The sequence below is a fragment of the Ruegeria sp. AA3 genome (genome assembly GCF_056542905.1).
In genome coordinates, this window is record NZ_JBQGAQ010000008.1 from 31,066 (window position 1) to 53,805 (window position 22,740).

20 protein-coding genes are annotated in these 22,740 nt (G+C 57.4%); 8 read left to right on the top strand and 12 right to left on the bottom strand.

Annotation, left to right across the window (positions count from 1 at the left end):
- Positions 1–47: 47 nt before the first annotated feature.
- From ACR0JR_RS14680 to ACR0JR_RS14690, 3 genes are read right to left on the bottom strand one after another with little or no spacing between them, the layout of a single operon-like run.
- Positions 48–1,037: a YcjF family protein gene (locus ACR0JR_RS14680; protein ID WP_480456761.1), complete on the bottom strand. Its 990-nt coding sequence runs from the start codon at positions 1,035–1,037 to the stop codon at positions 48–50.
- Positions 1,030–1,485, bottom strand: a complete 456-nt coding sequence (locus ACR0JR_RS14685; RefSeq protein WP_480456762.1) for an N-acetyltransferase family protein — start codon at positions 1,483–1,485, stop codon at positions 1,030–1,032. Before ACR0JR_RS14685 ends, ACR0JR_RS14680 begins: the two co-directional genes overlap by 8 nt.
- Positions 1,482–2,897: a YcjX family GTP-binding protein gene (locus ACR0JR_RS14690; protein ID WP_480456763.1), complete on the bottom strand. Its 1,416-nt coding sequence runs from the start codon at positions 2,895–2,897 to the stop codon at positions 1,482–1,484. Before ACR0JR_RS14690 ends, ACR0JR_RS14685 begins: the two co-directional genes overlap by 4 nt.
- Positions 2,898–3,004: 107 nt before the next feature.
- Between ACR0JR_RS14690 and truA the strand changes: the two genes are divergently transcribed.
- Complete coding sequence (gene truA / locus ACR0JR_RS14695; protein WP_480456764.1) at positions 3,005–3,772, top strand: tRNA pseudouridine(38-40) synthase TruA; 768 nt, start codon at positions 3,005–3,007, stop codon at positions 3,770–3,772.
- Positions 3,773–3,774: 2 nt separating this feature from the next.
- On the opposite strand, the gene ACR0JR_RS14700 is transcribed toward truA, so the two are convergent.
- The 5 genes from ACR0JR_RS14700 to ACR0JR_RS14720 all read right to left on the bottom strand — a co-directional run bounded on the left by ACR0JR_RS14700 (position 3,775) and on the right by ACR0JR_RS14720 (position 8,037).
- A complete protein-coding gene (locus ACR0JR_RS14700; RefSeq protein ID WP_480456765.1) occupies positions 3,775–4,713 on the bottom strand; it encodes a nickel/cobalt transporter in 939 nt (312 codons plus the stop codon).
- Positions 4,698–5,345, bottom strand: a complete 648-nt coding sequence (locus tag ACR0JR_RS14705; RefSeq protein ID WP_480456767.1) for a DUF1007 family protein — start codon at positions 5,343–5,345, stop codon at positions 4,698–4,700. The genes ACR0JR_RS14700 and ACR0JR_RS14705 overlap by 16 nt, the downstream gene beginning before the upstream one ends.
- Before the next feature lie 70 nt (positions 5,346–5,415).
- Entirely contained in the window at positions 5,416–6,216 is an 801-nt protein-coding gene (locus ACR0JR_RS14710) for a thioesterase family protein (RefSeq protein WP_480456769.1), read from the bottom strand.
- A gap of 16 nt (positions 6,217–6,232) precedes the next feature.
- Positions 6,233–7,468 (bottom strand): acyl-CoA dehydrogenase family protein, encoded by a 1,236-nt coding sequence (locus ACR0JR_RS14715; protein ID WP_480456770.1) that lies wholly within the window; start codon positions 7,466–7,468, stop codon positions 6,233–6,235.
- 212 nt (positions 7,469–7,680) lie between these two features.
- On the bottom strand, positions 7,681–8,037 hold the full coding sequence (locus ACR0JR_RS14720; RefSeq protein ID WP_480456771.1) for a hypothetical protein: 357 nt from the start codon (positions 8,035–8,037) through the stop codon (positions 7,681–7,683).
- Positions 8,038–8,213: 176 nt separating this feature from the next.
- Between ACR0JR_RS14720 and ACR0JR_RS14725 the strand changes: the two genes are divergently transcribed.
- From ACR0JR_RS14725 to ACR0JR_RS14735, 3 genes are all read left to right on the top strand, one after another.
- On the top strand, positions 8,214–9,047 hold the full coding sequence (locus ACR0JR_RS14725) for a bifunctional allantoicase/(S)-ureidoglycine aminohydrolase (RefSeq protein WP_170477427.1): 834 nt from the start codon (positions 8,214–8,216) through the stop codon (positions 9,045–9,047).
- A gap of 91 nt (positions 9,048–9,138) precedes the next feature.
- The gene (locus ACR0JR_RS14730; protein ID WP_010438086.1) at positions 9,139–9,462 is read left to right on the top strand and encodes a hypothetical protein; all 324 of its coding nucleotides are present in this window, start codon (positions 9,139–9,141) and stop codon (positions 9,460–9,462) included.
- Positions 9,463–9,516: 54 nt separating this feature from the next.
- Positions 9,517–10,506, top strand: a complete 990-nt coding sequence (locus ACR0JR_RS14735) for a type I glyceraldehyde-3-phosphate dehydrogenase (protein WP_480456773.1) — start codon at positions 9,517–9,519, stop codon at positions 10,504–10,506.
- A 40-nt stretch (positions 10,507–10,546) separates the two neighbouring features.
- On the opposite strand, the gene ACR0JR_RS14740 is transcribed toward ACR0JR_RS14735, so the two are convergent.
- The 3 genes from ACR0JR_RS14740 to puuE form a co-directional block, all read right to left on the bottom strand.
- Positions 10,547–11,974: a nucleobase:cation symporter-2 family protein gene (locus tag ACR0JR_RS14740; RefSeq protein ID WP_170477434.1), complete on the bottom strand. Its 1,428-nt coding sequence runs from the start codon at positions 11,972–11,974 to the stop codon at positions 10,547–10,549.
- A 67-nt stretch (positions 11,975–12,041) separates the two neighbouring features.
- Positions 12,042–12,527, bottom strand: a complete 486-nt coding sequence (locus tag ACR0JR_RS14745) for an ureidoglycolate lyase (protein WP_480456775.1) — start codon at positions 12,525–12,527, stop codon at positions 12,042–12,044.
- Positions 12,524–13,942 (bottom strand): allantoinase PuuE, encoded by a 1,419-nt coding sequence (gene puuE / locus ACR0JR_RS14750; protein WP_480456777.1) that lies wholly within the window; start codon positions 13,940–13,942, stop codon positions 12,524–12,526. Before puuE ends, ACR0JR_RS14745 begins: the two co-directional genes overlap by 4 nt.
- A 163-nt stretch (positions 13,943–14,105) precedes the next feature.
- On the opposite strand from puuE, the gene uraH reads away from it, so the two are divergent.
- Positions 14,106–14,462: a hydroxyisourate hydrolase gene (gene uraH, locus ACR0JR_RS14755; RefSeq protein ID WP_170774878.1), complete on the top strand. Its 357-nt coding sequence runs from the start codon at positions 14,106–14,108 to the stop codon at positions 14,460–14,462.
- 2 nt (positions 14,463–14,464) lie between these two features.
- Here the strand turns inward: uraH and ACR0JR_RS14760 are convergent, their stop codons facing one another.
- The gene (locus ACR0JR_RS14760; RefSeq protein ID WP_480456778.1) at positions 14,465–15,379 is read right to left on the bottom strand and encodes a LysR family transcriptional regulator; all 915 of its coding nucleotides are present in this window, start codon (positions 15,377–15,379) and stop codon (positions 14,465–14,467) included.
- A gap of 96 nt (positions 15,380–15,475) precedes the next feature.
- On the opposite strand from ACR0JR_RS14760, the gene ACR0JR_RS14765 reads away from it, so the two are divergent.
- The 3 genes from ACR0JR_RS14765 (at position 15,476) to ACR0JR_RS14775 (ending at position 22,740) form a co-directional block, all read left to right on the top strand.
- Complete coding sequence (locus ACR0JR_RS14765) at positions 15,476–16,699, top strand: urate hydroxylase PuuD (RefSeq protein ID WP_480456779.1); 1,224 nt, start codon at positions 15,476–15,478, stop codon at positions 16,697–16,699.
- Positions 16,700–16,852: 153 nt separating this feature from the next.
- Positions 16,853–18,658 carry an autotransporter assembly complex protein TamA gene (locus tag ACR0JR_RS14770; protein ID WP_480456781.1) on the top strand — a complete coding sequence of 602 codons (1,806 nt, stop codon included), beginning with the start codon at positions 16,853–16,855 and terminating at the stop codon, positions 18,656–18,658.
- Complete coding sequence (locus ACR0JR_RS14775) at positions 18,658–22,740, top strand: translocation/assembly module TamB domain-containing protein (RefSeq protein ID WP_480456782.1); 4,083 nt, start codon at positions 18,658–18,660, stop codon at positions 22,738–22,740. Before ACR0JR_RS14770 ends, ACR0JR_RS14775 begins: the two co-directional genes overlap by 1 nt.

Sequence of the window (22,740 nt, forward strand, 5' to 3'; positions counted from 1 at the left end):
TCCGACTTTTTTATGACGGATCCATGTTATTGTGGCCTTGCGCCAGATCAACTCTTGGAAAACAGCCCGCTAAGTGCGCGTTTGATCATGCCCCGCGTCGAGGGTTTGTGGCGTTTTGAGAAGGGCAGAGGTCGGCACACCTCCATCGCGGCGACGCCAACGCGTGCTGTTAACGCACCATTGACCAAGCCCTCGCCGAACCGGCGAGACAGTTTGCTGAGGACTGAGCCACCCAGGATCGGCTCCAGTAAATCATCCCCTACAGCTACGGCACCGGTTGCAACCAAATGCACAAACACAGCACGGGTCAGGCGCCAACTGCCAAGAAAGCCCGCCCGACCGCCGTAAATCTCGGCGACGCGTCGGATCATGCGCAATGAACTTGCCAACGCCGTTGCGACGTCAGCCAGCGCAAGTGGCACCAGAGCGGTCACGGTAGCGACCTGCCGGGCTGCGGCCTCGACCTCGCGACTGGCGGCGGCGTCCAGCGAGGCTAAAAGTTCGTCTTCGGCCAAACTTAGCAGGGTGGCGGCATCGAATTGTTCGCCCATGCGTTCGTTCAGACGGTCGCGGCCCCAGCGGGTTTCATCACGCCCCTTGTAGAACGCAATCAGCCGTGTGGTGACGGTGCGGGCTTGCGTCAAGTCCTCGTCTGCTAACGCAGCATCGGCAGCGCGGCGTAACCCGTCCACGCGAGCAAGGCGACTAATCGCGGCCAATTCACGTAGTGCGATAACCAGCACGACCAGCAAAAGCGCGGCGATCAGGCCCGTGACGATCCACCCCAGTATTGGGGCGCGTTCCAGCAGCGACATGGCAAAATCCCACGCCGCAACCGAGACCACCGCGCCTACGACTGCAAGCGCCAAACCCCAAAACCAGCGCGCCAATGCCGATGGTTTTCGGGCTGCAAACCGAACAGCGGCCTGCATCGCCTGCCCCTGAGGAGGTGCAATATCAGGTACGGGTGGTGCGGTTGAAACATCGGCTGCCGGGGTGTCGTCTTCCAGATCAATCAGCACGGGGCCCTTAGCCATCGACCTCCTCCTTACGTGTCCAAACATATTTGATATCTGGCAGGTTTTCGTCATTCTCGGACCCGTCGCTGCGCGCGACCTCTACAAACCCGTTGCGTTCATAGAACCGACAGGCGCGGTGATTGGCCTGAAACGCATATAGTTTGAGATTGGGGCGCTGCGTCTTCGCAAGATCAAGCAATTGCTTTCCGATCCCCTGCCCACGCGCCGGTGCTGTCAAATAGAGCGACTGCACTTCTTCCCCATCCAACGCCAGAAATCCGGCGACCTGGCCCTGCACCTCGGCGACAGTGACCCAGCCCAAATCAATCATGCGACCGCAAAATGCGATGGTTTCAGCTTCGGAATGCAGCTCTGGCATCCAGTCATTTTCCCGTGCAAACCCGTGCAGAACTGCGCCGGTGGTTCCGGCATCGGTACTGCGTGCTGGGCGGAGGATCGCGTTCACAACCGATCTCCGATCAGGAATTGCGCGGCTCGGTCTAATCGAATATGCGGTGGGCCGTCTCCGGGATTCAGGGTCAGATGCGCCGGTGCGAAGGCCATATAGCCATAGTCCTCGCCCAACCAACCTTCGGCCCCGTTTCGCGCGGGGCCAAGCAGATGGGCCGGGTCCTCTGGCAAATCGCCAGGATAGAACGCCGCCTGCTTGCCGCTGTCCAGCAGAGTACCGCGCACGCAAGGGAGTTCAACGCCGTTATGGCTGCGCATCTCTTCCGTCGTGGTTCGAAGCGAAGCCAACGATAAGGCCACCGTCTCAGCGCCCGCAAAGCTGGCGCGATCGCGCGCTTCACGGGTCAGAGCCTCAATAATCGCGGTCAGGCGTGGGTGCTGCAGATGGTGCAGATGGTCCGCTTTGGTGGCCGCAAACAGGATACGCTCGACCCGCTTGCCAAGCAGCAGTTTGTTCAGCCACGCATTGCGACCGGGGCGGAAGGCCGACAGGATATCGGCCATGGCGCGGCGCATATCTTCAACCGCTTGCGGGCCTTTGTGGATCGCGCCCAGCGCATCGACCAGAACGATCTGCCGGTCGATCCGGGCAAAGTGATCGCGGAAGAAGGGTTTGACCACCTGCGCTTTATACGCCTCGTACCGCCGCTCCATCTCGCGGTGCAGTGAACGGCGGCGTGATGCTTCAGACACCGGCAATGGCGCGAAGGTCAGCACAGGAGAGCCTGCGAGATCTCCCGGCAGAAGGAACCGACCGGGGGTGCAGTCGTAGAACCCGGCCTCACGCGCGGCATTTAGATAGTCTGTGAAGCTGCGAGCAAAGTCCTGCGCCTGCGGCTCATCATGTGGCGCGGTTGGGTCGGCAGCCTGAGCCTTTGCCAGAAACGCCTCTGCTTGTGGACGGTTGGATATGTGCTCCAACGTGCCACGCGACCAGTCCTCGTAGGATTTGTCCAGCAGGGCCAGATCCAGCAGCCATTCACCGGGATAATCCACAATGTCCAGATGCAATGTTCGCGGCCCTTGCAGCCCTGACAGCAGACCTGCGGGCTGGACTTTGAAGGACAGGCGCAGCTCAGACACCGCCCGCGTGCTGTCCGGCCAGTGCGGCGTGGGTCCGGTGAGCGCGGACAGATGGGATTCGAAATCGAACCGGGGCACGGTATCGTCGGGCTGTGGCTGCAGATAGCTGGCGGTGATCCGCCCTTCTTGCTGCGCCACAAGGCCGGTCATCCGGCCCCGATCCAGCAGGTTGGCCACTAGCGATGTGATGAACACGGTCTTACCCGACCGCGCCAATCCCGTGACGCCCAGCCGGATGACCGGCTCGAAGAACGTCTCGGACACGCGGTCGCCCACGGACTCGACGCTGCGTACCAAACTGTCTGCCAATGATGAGATGACCAAGCCGTCGCCCCGCAATTATCGTTTGTGCCAAGATAGGTAGCGGTTACCGCACTTGCCAGAGCTTTCGCCCCCTTGCCCGACCGACCAAGGCGCGATACCAGCGCCCCATGCAAAGATACGCGCTGCAAGTCGAATACCAAGGGGAACCGTTCGCCGGATGGCAACGGCAGAAAGAACTGCCGTCGGTTCAGGGCGCGATCGAACTAGCGCTTTCGCGGATCGAACCTGGAGACCACACCATCGCAGCCGCCGGTCGTACGGATGCGGGTGTGCACGCGCTGGGGCAAGTGGCGCATTGCGATCTGGTTAAGGACTGGGACCCGTTCCGCCTGTCTGAGGCGTTGAATTATCACCTCAAGCCGCAGCCCGTTGCCATCGTGAAAGCCGCACGGGTGGATGATGACTGGCATGCGCGGTTCTCGGCGCTTGAGCGGCAATATCTGTTCCGCATCCTGATGCGCCGCGCGCCCGCTACCCATGACAAGGGGCAGGTCTGGCAGATCAATCATTCTCTGGACGTCGCGGCGATGCAGGCCGGGGCGGATATGCTGATCGGGCGGCATGACTTCACCACCTTCCGGTCCTCCATCTGTCAGGCCGCCAGCCCGATCAAAACGCTGGATGAGTTGCGGGTGGAACGGGTGCAGGGCTTCTCTGGCCCCGAAATCCACTTCCATGTTCGCGCCCGATCGTTCCTGCACAATCAGGTACGTAGCTTTGTTGGCACGTTGGAGCGTGTGGGAGCTAGGGCATGGACGCCTGAGGACGTTCGCGATGCGCTTGAGGCGGTTGACCGAGCGGCCTGTGGCCCGGTTTGCCCGCCGCAAGGATTGTATCTGGCAAGGGTCGGGTATCCAGAGCCGGTTTTCGACTAAGTCTACAAAGCCCGCAATAGCAACCCACTAGCAATCACGGCGATGATAAGACCCGCCACCAGTTCGATGGTCGGAGCCAGCACCGATGCAAAGCGCGTGGCCGAGGCAGAGGCCAACAAACCGCCACGCAACCCAAAAGACGTCCAACCGACCAAAGTGGTGACAGTTGCGGTGCCTAAAGCCATGGCGAATGCGCCCGCGATGCCGACCATTGCGATACCCATCTGCCATGTCAGGATCAGCACGAACAACGCGCCGGTACAGGGGCGCGCGGCTATGCCAGCGATCAGGATCAACGCCTCGCGCAGGCTGCCCACCTGAGCGACCTCATCGGCAGTCGGGCCGTGGCGGTGGCCGCAGTCAGCGCAAACCTCGTGGTCGTGATGATGGTGGTCATGATCATGCGCATGGTGATGGTGGTCGTGCGTATGCGATGTCTGGCTTTTGCGATGCCGTACAAAGCTGCGCAGCGCGCGAAAGATCAACCACAAGCCGATTACCGCAATCATGCCATAGCTGATTGGTGCCATGACCTGTTCGGTCGTGCCTACCAACGACTCGCGCGACATCTGGAACACGAGCACACCGGCATAAACCAACACGATTGCCGTGACTGCTTGACCCAGACTCGACAAAACACTGATCGCGGATAGTCGCCAAAACGCGACACGACGGCCCAACCCGTACCCTCCGATTAAAACCTTGCCATGACCTGGTCCAATGGCGTGGAAAAAACCATAGGCGAAACAGACGGTCAGTAGCGTCGCGATAGCTTCGGGCTGCTCGGCCCGGGCCGCACGCAAGGCGCGGGCGATCTGGTTCTGGAACTCCCGCTGCTCACCAGCCGCCCATGCAGCCAGATGGTCAAAGCCACCGCTACCCCAGAACCAAAGGAGCAACCCGCAAGCGATGACGACGGGAACGATCAGGTATTTGGACATGAAAGTCTGATCTCAGTTGCGAATTTCTCACCAACCAGGGGGATGTCATTCTCCTCGAGGTCATAGTCGGCATCGAGTGTCCGTAAAAACGCCTGCATCTGCGCCAGTTCTGCGTCAATGTCCGGATCGCTCCGATCAATCTGACAGATGACAGGACCCGAAACCGTCACAGGCCGGGTCACCTCGTAGGCGGTGTAAAAGCTCTCATCAAAGGCTTTGATCGACAGGTCACTTGCCGGAACGGGCGTGCCTTCTACCGAGCGCAAATGCGTGGTCACGATACGTGCATCTTCAGTCGTCGCTTGTGGCTCTAGCGGGCCAGACAGGGGGATCACGGTCTCGCCCATACGAATGACCAAATCGCCATTGTACCCTTCAACCCATTGCGCATCGAAGCCGCTTAGAAACTTTTCTTCCTCTTCGGTCAGCACGCCATCGCCGTCCTGATCCAATCTCATGTCTTCCAGCACCAGCAGCGAATAGAATTCATCATAGGCCCAGGTCACACGCACATGGGTCAGGTTGCCTGCGTCATCGACGACGAACTCCAGTCCCGTGTCGATAAAGACGTGCGGGTGGGCCAAAACCGGAAATGGCAGGCAGCAGGTTAGAAGGGTCGCAATCCAACGCATAGCGCAAAGATAGGGTGCGGGGCAGGCATCGGCAATCCGGTTCCCCAGAGTATCGCAGATTCCAGCCGAGTTAATTGGGCGGAAACAGAACCAGAGTCTGTAGTGCCGTTCCCACAGGTCCCTTCGCGTCAAACAAAACCGACTGCGACATACCAATCCCCGACGGCTGCCAGTGCGAAATCGAATCGGAGGCCAGCCAGTCTGAGGTGGGCTCTCGATGGACTTGTATCGTCAGATCGGTGTTCATGAATCCCATCTCGGTCGTGGGCGCATTCCATGATATGCCATTACCACAATCCGCGAGCGGGCAGAGCGCCTGTATCGGCGAGGGATCTTCGCCATCAACCAAGGGGGGCGTGCGCATCCACACGATTTTGGGACCAGCGCCCTGATTGCCGCCGGCTGGATAGCCAATTTCTGAGTGATGGGCAAATCCAGGCAGATCATGCCGCATTTCACCGATTGGAAATGGGCCATCGACGACATCTTCCAATCGCGGTGCGGGCAGGTCGACATTGGGAACAGACCCAAGGTCCCTGCGCGCCACATGCATGGTGGTTGCCGTTGCACAAAGCGTATCATCCATGTCATGAACGGTGACGCGTGTGGTCGCCAGCGTTTTTGTGTGGCGCGTGGTCTCCGCCGCGACCCACAAACCGGCCAAAGGCAGCGGGCGCAGCAAATTGACCGTGAGACGGGTCAACATCTTATCTGGTCCGACCTCGGTCTCGGCCGCTCGTACAATCAGGCCACTGACTGGCCCCGCATGACAGTGATCTGCGGACCAGGGCCCGCGCGCGGGATCATTGCCGACAAACTCACCTTGCGTATTCTGATGAAAATACGCCTGCCCCAACACATCCGATATCATCGCGGTTGCTTCTGCCTCAGACTTTTTCCTGCGTGTACTTCTTTAGTTCGGCGCGGGCGACCTGGCGACGATGCACCGCGTCGGGTCCATCCGCCAGACGCAAGGTGCGTACATGGGTCCACGCGTTCGCCAAAGGTGTATCCTGGCTGATACCCTGTGCGCCAAACATCTGCACAGCTTCGTCGATAACCTTCAGCGCAACTTTAGGCGCCACGACCTTGATCTGGCTGATCCAAGGGGCCGCCGCCCGCGCATCGCCCTGATCCATGTACCATGCCGCCTTTAGGCACAGCAGTCGGGCCATTTCGATCTCCATCCGACATTCGGCAATGATGTCGTAGTTGGCGCCCAGTTGCGCCAGCTTCTTCCCGAATGCCTGGCGTTGCAGTGACCGCTTGCACATTTGCTCCAATGCAGCTTCGGCCTGACCGATGGCGCGCATGCAATGATGAATGCGACCCGGCCCCAGACGACCCTGCGCGATCTCGAACCCGCGCCCTTCGCCCAGCAGGATGTTCTCGGCTGGAACCCGGACATCTGTGAAACGGATATGCATGTGACCATGAGGTGCATCGTCGTGGCCGTAGACTTCCATCGGCCGCAATACCTCGATGCCAGGAGTGCCTGCTGGCACCACGATCATCGACTGGCGCTGGTGCTTCGGCAGATCATCTCCGCCCGTTTTGACCATCACGATATAGACCTTGCAGCGCGGATCACCTGCCCCGGAAGACCACCATTTCTCACCATTCAGAATGTAGTCAGCACCGTCCCGCACACAGGACATCGAGATATTCGTGGCATCCGACGACGCCACATCCGGTTCGGTCATCAGATAGGCCGACCTGATCTGGCCATCGAGCAACGGCTTCAGCCACTGTTCCTTCATCGCGTCCGAGCCGTAGCGCTCAAAGACCTCCATATTCCCGGTGTCAGGCGCTGAGCAGTTAAATACTTCAGCCCCCAAAGGGGTCTTACCCATTTCTTCGGCAAAATAGGCGTACTCAACTGTACTGAGGCCAAAGCCCTTATCACTGTCCGTCAGCCAGAAGTTCCACAGCCCAGCCGCTTTGGCCTTGTCCTTTAGACCTTCGAGGATTTCGGCCTGACGCTCGGTGTATTGCCAGCGATCACCTTTGTTGATCTCGGCATGATATTCCTGCTCAAGCGGCATGACCTCATCCCGGATCATATCAGCAACACGTTGCAACAAGGCGCGATTTTCATCGCGCAGTCCGAATGTCATGGTCATGTATAGTCCTCTCTACAGCACCGCGCGCACCCGACGCTTGGGTCCAAGGATGGCTCAGCACCTATGACACTGTCCAGTTGTGTGACGGAACGTCATTCAGATAAAACGAAACCATACACTGCATCACAGTGAGGTGCCTGAGGTCGCGGCAGAAATTCTCGATTGGATTGGGCGTAGATACATGAGGTCAGACGCCGACCCAGCGACAGCCTTTAAGGTGCCAGTATCCAGTTACCATCGGCAGTTCTGCAACGGCGTGTTCTGATATCCCGAGCCTGTTCCGCGCCTTCGGGCTGCACAATATGCTGGAGTATTACGCAATTATCCTGAACACTGAGAACTCGGATCGTCCCTTTTGAGCCCGTATCCTGATTAAGCCATGCCCTCTCTTGCCCAACCGAGGGCGAGCCTGAGGACAACAACGCATTCGAGGTGGCGCTTAGCACTTCGAAATCCGCGGGGCTCAACCCCATTTCCGCGATGATTCGGGAAATCGATTTGGCCTGAGCGATTCCACTCGAACCCAGTAATAGAACGGTAACGAGCGCTGAATAAAAGAAGGCTTTCATTATGGGGCCTCGCCGATCTGAACAACTTTCACGCTCATAGATATACCTCTGTGCGTGTGTGGCCAAGCCCAACTTGGTCACCTTCAAATTATCCCGAACAAACCTATTGCAAGGCGGGTGCTAGGTCCCTCCGCCAGTTCGCCTCATATTATCCCAAGACGAACCAGAGGCATTTGATGACACATCCAAAATACTATGCACCTACAGGCGGTCACCCGGGGCAAGAGCAGTTATTGACTGACCGCGCCATGTTCACCGACGCCTATGCGGTTATCCCGAAAGGCACGATGCGCGACATCGTCACCAGCTTTCTTCCTTTCTGGGAAGGGACACGCCTGTGGGTTCTTTCGCGGCCTCTGAGTGGGTTTGCAGAGACATTCTCGCAATACATCATGGAGGTTCAGCCCAGTGGCGGCAGTGATACTCCGGAAACAGACCCAAACGCACAAGGTGTGATTTTTGTAGTCGAAGGCTCTGTAACCCTGACGTTGAACCAAGCGGAGCACGTACTTGAGACCGGAGGATATGCTTATATCCCACCCGGAAGTGACTGGGCCCTACACAATCGCGCCGATTCCGTTGCCCGGTTCCATTGGGTTCGCAAAGCCTATCAGGCCGTGCCCGGCCTGCCAGCCCCTGATCCGATCATCACCAACGAATGCGATGTGGCACCCGTCGAGATGCCCGGCACCGAAGGGCGTTGGTCTACCACGCGTTTTACCGATCCGCATGATCTGCGGCATGATATGCATGTCAACATCGTCAATTTCGAGCCCGGTGGCGTAATCCCATTTGCAGAAACCCATGTGATGGAACACGGCCTGTATGTGCTGGAGGGCAAGGCGGTTTATCGACTCAATCAGGATTGGGTCGAGGTCGAGGCCGGAGATTATATGTGGCTGCGCGCTTTCTGCCCCCAAGCCTGTTATGCGGGTGGTCCGGGTCGGTTCCGATATCTGCTATATAAAGATGTAAATCGGCATATGCCTCTGTCGGTTCCCTCGCGATAGACGACCATAGCGTTAATGTCCGGTATAGGGGTTCACAGAATCGCTGGAATCTGATGAAATTACATAAGTTTTCAGCACTGGAGATTGTTCAATGTTACTGCGCGGTACGATGATTGCACTGGTTGCCACCCTTGGCCTTTCGGCGTTCAACGCCGAGCCGGTCGCAGCCAAGGAAGAAACCAAGTCCGTTTTCGTCATGAGCCGTACCTGGGCGGTGACGCAGGTCTCGGACGCGCCTGTGGTCTATCGGGCCACGCGGGACAACAACAATCTGAACCCCTTTGGCCCCCCGCCACGTCTGCGCACCATTCAGGCGATGGCTGCGATACAGCAGGCGACCGGATGCAAGGCGATCTATTCCAGCATGTATCAGAACATCTCGGGCCAGTTCTTTTCACAGGTCAGCTGCAACTGAAATTGGTACAATACTTTGATTGAGATCGCATGATCTGCCTGCCATAGCTTCCGCATGAAACTTGCGATCAACGGATTCGGCCGTATCGGCCGCACCATCCTGCGACAGGTCCTAGGCCCGTCGCAGCATTCGGATATCGAGCTGGTGCTGATCAACGATATCGCACCGCTCGAAACCTGCGCATATCTGTTCAAGTACGACAGCACATTCGGACCTTATCCAGGTTCGGTGGCAGCCGAAGGTGGAGCATTGAACATTGATGGCCGGATTGTTCCAATGTCCCACAGCGCAGATTTGGCAAAGGTCGATCTGTCCGGCGTCGATGTGATGCTGGATTGCACCGGCATCGCGCGCACGTCGGATGTTGCCAGCCGGGGATTGACTGCCGGGGCGGGCAAAGTGCTGATTTCCGGCCCCTCACCTGCTGCCGAGATCACGGTTGTACTGGGTGCAAACGAAGATCATTTGGGCAACGCACGGATCGTGTCGAATGCGTCATGCACCACGAATGGGCTGGCACCGCTCGTCAAGCTGATTGATGAAATCGGCGGGCTTGTGTCCGGGCACATGACCACGATCCACTGCTATACAAACAGCCAGCCTATGGTCGATGCGCCACGCGGGGATCTGGCCCGTTCGCGCGCCGGAGCATTGTCGATGGTGCCCACGACCTCAAGCGCCACACATCTGATCGATGTTGTGCTGCCAAATCTTGCCGGTCGCATTTCAGGGGCTGCGGTGCGTGTTCCCACGGCCAGCGTATCTGCTGTCGATCTTGTCGCCACCCTTGAACGGGGCAAGAGCGCGGATCAGTTCGACCAAGCGTTTCGCAACGCGGTCGCAGCTTCTGCCGTACTGGGCTGGACCGATCTGCCCTTGGTATCATCTGATTTGCGCTCCCGTCCTGAATCACTCGTTATGGCCGGGCCCGAGACGCGTATGATCGGAGAGAACCAAATCAGGGTCTTTGGTTGGTATGACAATGAATGGGGGTTTTCGGCCCGCATGCTGGATGTCGCACGCTTGATGGCCGAAGCGGGGTGACCCGCAGCGCTGAGCCGCGCTGCGGGATTGTTCATAGGCCTCATTCGTGAGGCAGGCTGCCCGAGCCGTGACCGGCCATTCCGCCAGAAACTTCCTCGGTCGATTCTTCTGCCAGCTCTTCAGGCAGGACCAGGTTCAGCACGATGGCGATCAGAGCCGCTGGCAGCAGGCCGCTTGTCATCAGAATGCGGAGCGTATCCGGCAGGTGCTGGACCGCACCAGGTTCCAGCTGCAACCCAAGACCAATCGACAGTGAGATCGCAAAGATCACCATGTTGCGGCGATTCCAATCCACGTCCGACAGCATCGAGATGCCTGCCGCAACCACCATGCCGAACATGACGATCACGCCGCCACCCAGCACTTCGATGGGTACTGTGCGAATGATCGCTCCGACCTTCGGCACGAGACCACACAGGATCAGGAACAAGGCCCCGCAGGTCACCACATGACGGCTCATGACGCCTGTCATCGCGATCAAGCCGACATTCTGGCTGAACGATGTATTCGGAAACCCGCCGAACATACCGGCGAGTGCAGTTCCAAAACCATCGGCATATGTTGCACCTTCGATCTCTTTGTCTGTCGCCTCACGACCTGCACCACCCTTGGTGATCCCCGATACGTCGCCGACGGTCTCAATGGCCGAGACGAAAGACATCAGACAGAATCCGATAATGGCCGCCAATGAGAACTCAAAGCCATATTTGAACGGGACTGGCAGTGCGAATGCGGAGGCCCGCGACCAGCTGTTGCCGATGGCTTCGAACGTCACCATGCCGACCATTAGGGCATAGACGTAGCCAACCGCCAATCCGACGAGTACGGCAGACACCGACAGCATACCACGCGCAAAGAACTTGAGGCCCAGCGTCACGACAACCACGACCAACGCCGCCGACCAGTTGAGCAGCGATCCGTATTCCGGAGTACCAATCGCAGGCACGCCACCGGCAGAATATTGAATGCCAACCTTGACCAGCGCCAAACCGATCATTGTCACGACAAGCCCGGTCACCAGCGGCGGAAGCGCAAAACGTATCTTGCCAATGAACAGGCCTAGAAAGGCGTGAAAAAGACCACCGATCAGGACGCCACCGAACAGTGCGGCCAAAGCATCCACGCCCTTACCAGCGACAAGCGGGATCATGATGGGCAGAAAGGCAAAGCTTGTTCCCTGAACAATCGGCAGAGCCGCGCCAACTGGGCCCAGCGTCACAGTCTGCAACAAGGTCGCCAGACCCGCGAACAGCATCGACATTTGGATCAGGTAGAGCAGCTCAGGAAAATCGGGGGAATTGGATCCAAATCCAAACCCGGCGGCTCCGGCCACGATAATGGCCGGCGTGACATTTGAAACAAACATCGCCAGCACATGCTGAATGCCCAGCGGTATCGCCTTGTGTAAGGCGGGCGTATAGTTCGGGTCCCGAAGCTGTTCGGGTGTCCCTATCGTAGTTTCGGCCATGATCTCATTGTCCTCCCTAAGATCCAATGGGGTTCTTACCGCTTCTTTGGCGGCTTCGTATTTGGATTCAGCGGTCGACCACCTCGTACGGAGTGCTGAACCAGTATTCTTCTAGATTTGGACCGTCCCCGATCCTATCGACGACCGCGAACAGGCCGGGCCCGTGCAGAGGAGTTAGAACCCCGTGCCAAGTGCCTCGGTGATAGTTCACAGCTTGCCCGGGGAGCGTGATGAAAGCCCTTGGTAGCCCGGGTTTTCCGCCCTCATCCGGTGCGACAATCACCAGAAAAGGCTGGTGAGTCATCGGAATAAAGGCCTGGCTGCCATCGGGATGACGCTCGACCATTTCCAGCCGGTAAGGCAATTCGCGCGGGTTGGCGTTAAACAGGCTAATACCGGCACGCGCGTTACCGAAATCCAGTTCAGCCCGGTCGTGATAACGGCCGCATTGACCCTGATTGATCATCTTGTCAGGCTCACCTGAGATATCAATCAGATCGCCAAATGGCGCGAACGCTGCTGTCGAGATCGTTTCAGCGACAATCTGGGTCATGAGGGCAGCACATCGCGCAGACGGAATTCGGCGATCCGTTCGACCTGTCGGCATGCTTCAGCAAACTCGGTTTCGCGATTCTGTTCGATTCGCCGTTCAAATGCGCCCAGGATCGAGGCCTTGTTGTGGTCCCTAACGGCGATAATGAACGGAAAACCAAATTTTTCGGTGTAGCGCTGATTTAATTCGGTAAAGGTGGCGCGTTCGTCATCCGTCAGCGCATCGAGACCGGCCGAAGCCTGCTCAGACGTGCTTTCCTGTGTCAGCCGCTTGGCCTGCGCCAGTTTACCAGCAAGATCGGGGTGGGCCGATAAAACACCCAGCCGTTCCTCCTCCGAGGCGGACCGGAACATGCGGGTCAAAGCATTGTGCAATCCACCCGCCGTGTCATGTGCCGCGCCCAGTTCCAGACCAAACGCACGCTCGGCGATCCATGCGGAATGCTCGAAGATACCTCCGTAAGCGGAGACAAATTCGTCGCGGCCCATCTGTGAGGGTTTTGGGCGCTCAGCCGGCGGGTGCGTTTCAGCCCAATGTTCCGCAATCTGCAATCGCGTTGCAAACCACACATCCGAGAACCCGAGCGCGTAATCCAGAAACCGTTTCAGCGCCATGACGCGTCCCGGACGCCCGATCAAGCGACAATGAAGACCAATCGACAGCATCTTGGGTGCGCCAGCTTCGCCTTCTGAATAAAGCGCATCGAAGCTGTCTTTCAGATAAGAATAGAACTGATCCCCGGCGTTGAACCCCTGCGGTGTGGCAAAGCGCATATCGTTGCAATCCAGCGTGTAGGGAACAATCAACTGATCCCGGCCACTGGTCTGCATCCAGTATGGAAGATCATCCGCATAGGTGTCCGCGACATAGGCAAAACCACCCTCTTCGGCGACCAGACGCACAGTGTTGTCCGAACAGCGCCCGGTGTACCAGCCACGCGGGCGATCCCCCACAACTTCGGTATGCAAGCGGATAGCTTCTGCAACCTGAGCCCGCTCTTCATCCTCGGGCATGTCCTTGTGCTCGACCCATTTCAGCCCGTGGCTGGCAATCTCCCACCCTGCCGATTTCATTGCGGCCACCTGATCTGGCGAGCGCGCCAAAGCCGTCGCCACACCGTAGACAGTGATCGGCAGATCTTTCATCAACCGATGCAGGCGCCAGAACCCTGCCCGCGCGCCGTATTCATAGATCGATTCCATGTTCCAGTGACGCTGGCCCGGCCATTGCGCCGCCCCGACTATCTCGGACAAGAACGCCTCAGACGCAGCATCCCCATGCAGAACACAGTTTTCACCACCCTCTTCGTAGTTCAGCACGATCTGTACAGCCAGTTTCGCCCCGCCGGGCCATGCGGCGTCAGGCGGGTTGGCTCCATATCCGATCATATCGCGGGGGTAACGAGGCGGCTGCATAGGGTCTTCCAGTCCGATTAGGTGTTTTGACAGCTTTACCGCAGAAACGGTCCATTGATTATCAAATCAATCCGAACACTGTTTCCAGTTCTTTCGGCATTTCAACCATTTTGCTGTTTGGCCCAGACTGTGGCACACCAAAAGAAACACATAGGAGAGACCCTTGGCTGGCTATCTGACGACCCATGTTCTGGACACGGCACGCGGCTGCCCCGCTGAGGGGTTGAAAATCTCTCTTTACGAAGTGTCGGGAGATTCTCATCGCAAACTGGCTGAGATGGAAACCAACGAGGATGGTCGCACCAACAGTCCGATCCTACCGCAGGACGACTTCAAAACCGGCACGTATGAACTGATTTTCTTTGCTGGCGATTACCTACGCGCGACGGGTCAGGACGGCGATGATCCTCTGTTTCTGGATCAGGTGCCTATCCGCTTTGGTATGTCCGACCCGGATGCCCATTACCATGTACCGCTGCTTCTTTCCCCTTATGGGTATTCGACCTATCGGGGCAGCTAGACCTAGATTTCGGCGCTGCGGACCACCTTGCCGATACGATCAATCATGAAATCCATAAACAGCCGTGCCTTGGGATCTTGGTGGCGGCGATGGGTATATAAGCAAGCCATTTGAACCGGCACCGGTGGCGTTTGCGTCGCCACCGGGATCAATCGTCCTGCCTTCAGATGTTCGGACACTTCAAAGACAGGTTTCATAGCAATTCCCTGCCCCGACAACGCCCAATCGGTTAAAACATCGCCATCGTCGCACTCATAGCGACCTGAAACAGCGAACCGTTTCGGGCCATCAAGCGTTTCCAGCATCCACTGAAACTCTGCCGCTCCGGGGAAGCGTAGATTCAAACACTCATGTTTGCCTGAAATCAGATCCGTTCCAGATTCGGGCATCCCACAACGGCTGACGTAATCAGGGGCCGCGCATAGCACGCGCTGGCAATCCGCGATCTTGCGGATGCGCAATGTGCTGTCTTCGGGCTGACCGATGAAAAAGGCCAGATCCAACCCTTCGGTGGTTAGGTCGACAGAGCGGTCTGTCAGCCTTAGACGCACATCAATCTCAGGGTATTCTGACAGAAAATCAGGCACATGAGGTGCCAGAAGACGGCGCCCGACACCCAGGGGCGCTGCGACGAACAGCGACCCGCGCGGCGCTTCGGTCAGATGTGTGACTTGCGCTTCTGCCTCATCCACCGCATCCAGAACTGCAACTGCACCGGGGTAAAACGCCCGCCCTTGCTCAGTTGGAGTCAAGTTGCGTGTGGTTCGCTGGAACAGACGAACCCCGAGGTGATCTTCTAACTGCGAAATCCGCGCTGACGTCACCGCAGGTGAGATTCGCATATCGCGTCCGGCGGCTGACATACTGCCTAGATCATAAACCCGTACAAAGGTTCGAATGTTATCGAGATAGGACATCTTATCGTTTTTTTTGATACAGTTTGACAATATACGGGAATACCGAAGAAAAGCCCGTTTGCCTAGTGTGGCGATAACTAATCGGAGACCTCATCAATGTACGACTTCGCCGTGTTCTGGGATTGGATTGGTTTTGGCGTGCGCTGGCTGCACGTCATCACTGCGATCGCCTGGATCGGATCATCCTTCTATTTCATCGCGCTGGACCTTGGCCTGAACCGCGATATTCCCGGCCCGGCGGACGGCGAGGAATGGCAAGTCCATGGCGGTGGCTTTTATCACATCCAGAAATATCTTGTCGCGCCGGAGCGCATGCCTGACCACCTGACCTGGTTCAAATGGGAAAGCTACGCGACTTGGCTGAGCGGCGCCGCGCTATTAATGATCGTCTACTGGGTTGGCGGCGAGCTTTATCTGATCGATGCGCATAAAGCTGATCTGGCGCTGTGGCAGGGCATCCTGATCTCGGCTGCGTCGCTGACCATTGGCTGGCTGGTCTATGATTTTCTGTGCAAGTCTGGTCTCGGTGAACGCCCGACGCTGCTGATGGTTCTGTTGTTTGTCCTGCTGGTGGCCATGGGCTGGGGTTATAACCAAATCTTCACCGGCCGTGCGATGATGCTGCATCTAGGGGCTTTCACGGCCACAATCATGACGGCGAATGTGTTCTTCATAATTATGCCAAACCAGCGCATTGTTGTGGATGACCTCAAAAACGGACGTACGCCTGATCCCAAGTACGGCAAAATCGCCAAACTGCGTTCTACCCACAACAACTATCTAACCTTGCCCGTTGTGTTCCTGATGCTGTCGAACCACTACCCGCTGGCCTTTGCCACCGAGTACAATTGGATCATCGCCGCGTTGGTCTTTTTGATGGGCGTCACCATTCGCCACTATTTCAACACCCGCCATGCGCGCGCCGGTAATCCAACCTGGACCTGGCTGGTGACTGTACTGCTGTTCATGGCCATCATGTGGCTGTCGACCGCTTCTATGCACGACCCGTTGGAAGAGGCCGAAGCGCAAGAGCTTACACCATATGAACAGAAATTTGCAGCGGCGGATGGCTTTGAAGAAGCGCACGACATTGTTTTGGGCCGCTGTTCCATGTGCCACGCGCGTGAGCCTGTCTGGGAAGGCATCCTGTGGGCACCCAAAGGTGTGTTGCTGGAAACCGAGGCCGACATCGCGCAGAACGCGCAGCAGATATATATGCAATCCGGCGTCACCCACGCAATGCCCCCCGCAAACGTCACTTACATGGAGCCCGAAGATCGCGACGCGATCATTAGGTGGTTCCGAAATGCCGATCTGTGAAAAATTGGGACACGGTCGAGCCAATAATAGCAACTGAGTTTGGTTTAGTTCTTCCCCTTGGCGTCGCCAAATGCTCTAAATGAATTCAACAAGCCGCATTTCTATTGTTTCGCGGCCATAGTGATTTCGACTTGGGGCAGTTGGAGCCAGACAATGATAGGGAGCAGACCGCGCAGCGTTCTGAGAAGCTGGCTTTATTGTGTTCTTTTGGCATTGTCTCCCAATCTTGCATCGGCGCTGGAAACCACCCTCTCCGCTCCCGGCGCATCTAAAGATCTGATTGACCGGCTGGAAGATACCTCATCGGTTTTCACCTCAGAATCGCGTGGACTGGATACGTCGCTAGAAATTCTGTCGGCAGCTCTGTCCGACTACCGCACCATCGTTCAAATCATGTATGACGAAGGGTATTTCAGCCCGGTTGTCAGCATCAAGTTGGACGGGCAGGAAGCTGCAAATATCAACTCTTTGAATGTTCCGACCCAGTTCAAACGTGCAACGATATTGGTGACTTCAGGGCCGAAGTTCGAATTTGGCACGGCTGTCGTTCAACCATTGGCACCAGAAACTGCGCTACCCGAGGAATTTGCCACAGGCAAAACGGCCACCACTGGAGCAATCCAGCAAGCAGCATCCGCAGGGGTCCAAGGCTGGCGCGATACGGGCCACGCAAAGGCAGAGGTGTCGGACCAAAAAGTAATCGCGCGACATGCGCAGGCACGACTGGATGCCACAATTGATCTGGCACCGGGGCCAAGGCTGCGGTTCGGCAAAATGAACATCCAAGGCGACACTAACGTTCGCCATCGGTCGATCGAAAAAATTGCAGGCTTCCCCTCGGGTGAAGTTTATTCGCCAGAACAGGTACAAAAGGTTGGAACCCGGCTGCGGCGCACCGGCACGTTCAGCACGGTCTCTATAAAGGAACATGACGAGCCCAACCCGGACGGCACTTTGGATTTCGATGCCACATTTGAAGACCTCCCCCCCCGTCGGCTGACATTCGGGGCCGAGATCGCCTCGCGCGATGGGCTGGATTTAACTGCCACGTGGACCCATCGGAATGTGTTCCGGCGGGCAGAGCGGTTAAGGTTCGAGGCTGCGATCCGCAACATTGGCGGCGCCGAGGATATCGATGGGCGCATTGGCCTGCGTCTGGATCAACCTGACCGGCTCGGCCCAGACGACAATACTTTCTGGAGTGCGCTGCTGGAACGGCGAAACACCGAGAATTACAACGTCACTATCGCCTCGCTTGCCTATGGTGCCCGCCGCACGTTTTCGGACCGTCTTTATGCCGAAGCCTCAGCCGGTTTCCAATGGTCAGACGCGGATGACGCCTATGGCGATGGCCGCAAGTTCCGGTACTTCATCCTGCCCTTCCGGTCTGAGTGGGATGAACGGGATAGCAAAGTCAGCGCCACACGAGGTTATTATCTGGATTCGCAGGTGATGCCCTTTGTCGGGTTCTCTGGTTCTGACACTGGCCTGAGGATGTTCTTTGACGGACGCGCCTATAACGATCTGGGTACTGGCGGACGGCTGGTGCTCGCCGGGCGCGTTCAGCTGGGATCTGTGCTGGGCCCGCCCGCAGACGGCGTGACCCCGGATTTCCTGTTCTTCTCAGGCGGCGCCGGAACGGTACGTGGTCAGCCCTATGAAAGCCTCGGTATTCCAGTCGGAGACGGTGTGGCTGGTGGCAAGTCCTTTTTGGGACTGTCAGCTGAAATTCGTGGCAAAGTCACCGACGCAATCTCGTTGGTCGGCTTCTATGACTATGGCGTCGTCGACACGTCCTCGTTCATCGGCAGCGGCGCGGAAGAACATTCTGGCGCCGGGCTGGGTATTCGCTATGATCTGGGCGGTTTCGGGCCATTGCGCTTTGACCTTGCCGTCCCAGTTCAGGGTGACACGGGCAATGGGCTGCAGTTCTACCTCGGGATCGGGCAGGCCTTCTGATGCGTCGCTTTGTATATCCTCTGTTGCTGAGTTCAGCAGTGATCATCGTCCCCCTCGGAGCGACCGCGCAGGACGAAGGCGGTAGCATGATCGAACGGTTCCTGCAGGATACCCTGTCAGGCGATGATCAAAATGTTCAGGTGATCGGTCTGGAAGGTGCGCTGAGTTCACGAGCGACGATTCAGGAAATTACCGTCGCCGATGACGAAGGTGTCTGGCTGACCATCAAAAATGCTGAGCTGGATTGGAACCGGCTGGCGTTGCTGCGGGGTCGATTCTCAGTCAATACATTGTCGGCGCAAGAGATTGACATCGCCCGTGCCCCGGGCACGACGACTAAGGACACACCGCCGCCTTCAGCTGAGACCCAACCCTTTCAACTGCCCGAGCTTCCGGTTTCCATTGAAATTGGCGAGCTTCGGGTCGATGACTTGTCTTTGGGTGAGCCATTGATCGGCGTTGCGGCTGATCTTGCCGTGAATGGTAACCTCTCGCTGGCGGACGGAACGCTGGATACAACGCTGGATATCGACCGGCTGGATCGAGCGGGTGATACGATTGATCTTAAAGCCGGATTCCAGAACGATAACAGCCAGATCGACCTGGACCTCACCGTCGCCGAAGCCTCGGGCGGGTTGATCGCAACGGCCCTGTCCATCCCCGATGCCCCGCCGCTAAAACTGACCGCAAAAGGTTCGGGGCCGGTATCAGATTTCAACGCCGATATCGGGCTGAGCAGCGATCAACAGCTTCGCGTATCTGGCCAAGTTCGACTGCGGACAGCCGAAGAGAATGGCACTGCATCCGATGGGATTGCATTTACTGCCGACGTCGGCGGCGACCTGACTCCGTTCCTGGCCCAAGAGATGGACATTTTTTTTGGCACAGACACGAGGCTTTTCGTGGACGGGCGCACCCATTCCGATGGTGCGCTGGACATCTCGGACATTGAGATCACCTCAGAAGCATTGGAACTGAAAAGCGAGGTGAGCCTTGCCTCGGGCGGTGTTTTGCAACTGGTTGCCCTTCAAGGCCGCATCACGCCACCAGAAGGCGACAAAGTTGTTCTGCCCGTCAGTGGCGGGGATACGTCCATTGGTGCGGCGCAGATTTCGGCCTTGTACAACTCCGAAAACGGCAACTATTGGGATCTGAGCCTGACAACTGACAACGTTGAGACCCCCAATCTGAATATTGATCACGCAAGAATTACTGGGCAGGGCACCTTGGATCAGTCCGGCGGCTTATCGATGGATGGAGACGTCCAGGCCGTGCTTGATGGCATCGATTTGACTGACCCAGCGCTGAATGCTGCCGTTGGGGATCAGATTACGCTGGATGGACAGTTCGTTTATGGCAGTGACCAGTCCTTACAACTGACCGGTTTCGAACTGGTTGGCAGCGACTATACCCTTGAAACCGATGCCGTGATCAGCGGGCTTGAGACAGGGTTGCAGGTTGATGGCGCGGCACTGCTGCAGGCCACCGACCTATCGAGGTTTTCGAACCTCGCACAGCTGCAGCTAGGTGGCGAAGCTTCGATCAAAATCGAAGGCAAAGGCTCACCGCTGGAACGCAGCTTTGATGGCAAGCTAACAGTAAACGGGCGCGATTTGGTTACTGGCCGCGACGATATCGACCCAATGATCACCGGTGAAACCGACATTGTGTTAGATGCCAAACGCGGAACCGATGGCGTGTCCATACGGGAGCTTTCGATCAGTGGTGATGCACTGACTGCTCAGGCCAGCGGTACGGTCACGACCCTTGATGGCAACATGACGATCGATGGGCGGGCCAACGTCAACGCCCCCGATCTGAAGGTATTCTCGGGCCTCGCTAAGCGTGATCTCTCCGGTGCGGTGCAGGCCCGGCTGGATGGCAAGGGCACCGTACAAACACTGGAGTTTGACGGCCAGGCCAGCGTAATCGGAACAAATATCGAAACAGGGATGAGTGAGTTCGATCCGCTGTTGAGAGGCCGGGTATCGATCAATCTGGACGGCGCACATTCCGGCGATCAGGTCGTCGTCCGAAATGCTACAATCAAAAGCGCCGCGTTGACCGCTGAGGTTGGTGCTACGATTAATGATCCTATCGGCGACATTGCCGTAGACGGCAGTGCCAAGGTAACGGCACCGGATTTGTCAGTGTTCTCAGGCCTCGTCGGGCGTGACCTGACGGGATCAATCAATGCTGATGTCACAGGCAGAGCCGCGCAAGGTAGCAAGACTTTTGAGATCATTGGCAACCTCAGCGCGGATGATCTTGGAACAGGTATAAACGTGATTGATGCGCTTGTTCAGGGCAGAACAACGCTAAACGTGGATGCCGCAAACGACGATCAAGGTCTTAACATCCGCACGTTCAATCTGAACGGAACAGCACTGACTGCAGATGCATCGGGACGATTGGACCGTGAAGCAGGTGGCCTGAATTTCTCGGCCATGCTGGACAATGTGGGTCGGGTCTCGCCTACTCTGTCCGGCCCGCTAAAACTTGATGGCAATGTCGCCCCGACCGGGTCTGGCCTTGAGGGCAACGCCCGCTTGCAAGGACCTGAGAGCTCTTATGCCGACTTGTCGGGAACCGTTGACACCAATGGTTCAGCCGACTTTGATTTTGAGGCCAAGATCAATCGGCTCGAACGTCTGATCCCCGATTTCCCTGGAACCCTGTCTGCCAATGGAAATGCTCGTCGTGATGCAGGCAAGTGGACTATCGACGCCAAAGCCGACGGCCCCGCCGAGATCAACACTACGGTCGCGGGTGCCTTTGATGAAAGTAGCGGCGAGGCAGACTTGAAGATGCAAGGCGGTATCAACATAGGTATCGCCAATGCGTTTATTTCACCCAATAGTCTGGCAGGTAAAGCTCGGTTCGATCTAGCCCTGAAAGGGGCGCCTGCACTGGATGCGCTCAGCGGAACGATTTCAACTACCGGCGCATCAATGGCGCTGCCAGATGTGGGGCAAACGATCACCGATATCGGCGGAACGGTCAACATCGCGCAAAGCCGTGCAACTGTTGCACTGCAGGGTGGCCTGCGGGCAGGAGGAGGATTCACCGTCAACGGGCCGATCAATCTGACTTCGCCCTTCAACACTCAGATCACCACGAAACTCAATAATCTCGTTCTGACCGACAGACTTTTGTATGAGACCACATTGAACGGCCAGATTGCCCTGACCGGGGCATTGGCTGGAAACAGTGCTCTGGCCGGTCAGATAAACTTTGGCGAAACCAACATAAACCTTGCCGCAGCGGCAGGCGCAGTTGGCGCAGCACCAATCCCAACAATCGACCATATTAACGAAAGCCGTGCCGGTTTTGTGACGCGGGAACGTGCCAATCTGGTCGAAAGCGAAGACAAAGCCAAAAGCAACTCGCGCATGTCATTGGACATCGGCCTGCTTGCCCCCAAAGCCGTGTTTGTTCGAGGCCGAGGTGTCAACGCCGAATTGGGAGGGCGCATTCAGATTGGCGGAACCACTACATCCGTCGTCCCCTCGGGTCAGATTGAATTGATCCGGGGTAACATCGACATTCTGGGCCGTCGTCTTGCGCTGACCAAGGGTCTGGTGACACTGCAAGGCGACCTGACCCCCTATATCGAGTTCGAATCTTCGACCAGCACCTCGGACGGTACAGCCACCATTGAGATCGCAGGTCCTCTGGATTCGCCCGAAGTGGACGTGTTCTCAGACCCCGAACGCCCGACCGAAGAAGCACTGGCCATGCTGCTGTTCGGCAACCGTTTTTCGGAGTTGTCGCCTTTTGTGATCGCCCAGATGGCGGCTTCACTGGCCCAACTCAGCGGCGCGGGTGGGGATGCAACCAAGGGCGTGCGCGAGGCTACGGGGCTTGACACTGTAGACCTTGGCGCAACGGAAGGCGGCGGTGGCAGCCTTGGGGCAGGCGCATATCTAAGCGACAACCTCTATACCGATTTCACCGTCAATACCGAAGGCGATACCGAAGTGAATTTGAACCTGGACGTCACCGACAGCTTTACAGTGCGTGGTACGGTGGATGGCCGGGGTGAGACGGGGTTGGGTATATTCTTCGAACGGGATTACTGA

Coding starts and splice junctions, on each gene's coding strand:
- ACR0JR_RS14715 (WP_480456770.1), bottom strand. CDS start 7,468: ATGACCATGACATTCGGACTGCGCGATGAAAATCGCGCCTTGTTGCAA.
- ACR0JR_RS14720 (WP_480456771.1), bottom strand. CDS start 8,037: ATGAAAGCCTTCTTTTATTCAGCGCTCGTTACCGTTCTATTACTGGGT.
- truA (WP_480456764.1), top strand. CDS start 3,005: ATGCAAAGATACGCGCTGCAAGTCGAATACCAAGGGGAACCGTTCGCC.
- ACR0JR_RS14735 (WP_480456773.1), top strand. CDS start 9,517: ATGAAACTTGCGATCAACGGATTCGGCCGTATCGGCCGCACCATCCTG.
- ACR0JR_RS14730 (WP_010438086.1), top strand. CDS start 9,139: ATGTTACTGCGCGGTACGATGATTGCACTGGTTGCCACCCTTGGCCTT.
- ACR0JR_RS14760 (WP_480456778.1), bottom strand. CDS start 15,379: ATGTCCTATCTCGATAACATTCGAACCTTTGTACGGGTTTATGATCTA.
- ACR0JR_RS14745 (WP_480456775.1), bottom strand. CDS start 12,527: ATGACCCAGATTGTCGCTGAAACGATCTCGACAGCAGCGTTCGCGCCA.
- ACR0JR_RS14705 (WP_480456767.1), bottom strand. CDS start 5,345: ATGCGTTGGATTGCGACCCTTCTAACCTGCTGCCTGCCATTTCCGGTT.
- ACR0JR_RS14770 (WP_480456781.1), top strand. CDS start 16,853: ATGATAGGGAGCAGACCGCGCAGCGTTCTGAGAAGCTGGCTTTATTGT.
- puuE (WP_480456777.1), bottom strand. CDS start 13,942: ATGCAGCCGCCTCGTTACCCCCGCGATATGATCGGATATGGAGCCAAC.
- ACR0JR_RS14775 (WP_480456782.1), top strand. CDS start 18,658: ATGCGTCGCTTTGTATATCCTCTGTTGCTGAGTTCAGCAGTGATCATC.
- ACR0JR_RS14765 (WP_480456779.1), top strand. CDS start 15,476: ATGTACGACTTCGCCGTGTTCTGGGATTGGATTGGTTTTGGCGTGCGC.
- ACR0JR_RS14740 (WP_170477434.1), bottom strand. CDS start 11,974: ATGGCCGAAACTACGATAGGGACACCCGAACAGCTTCGGGACCCGAAC.
- ACR0JR_RS14700 (WP_480456765.1), bottom strand. CDS start 4,713: ATGTCCAAATACCTGATCGTTCCCGTCGTCATCGCTTGCGGGTTGCTC.
- ACR0JR_RS14710 (WP_480456769.1), bottom strand. CDS start 6,216: ATGATATCGGATGTGTTGGGGCAGGCGTATTTTCATCAGAATACGCAA.
- ACR0JR_RS14725 (WP_170477427.1), top strand. CDS start 8,214: ATGACACATCCAAAATACTATGCACCTACAGGCGGTCACCCGGGGCAA.
- ACR0JR_RS14680 (WP_480456761.1), bottom strand. CDS start 1,037: ATGGCTAAGGGCCCCGTGCTGATTGATCTGGAAGACGACACCCCGGCA.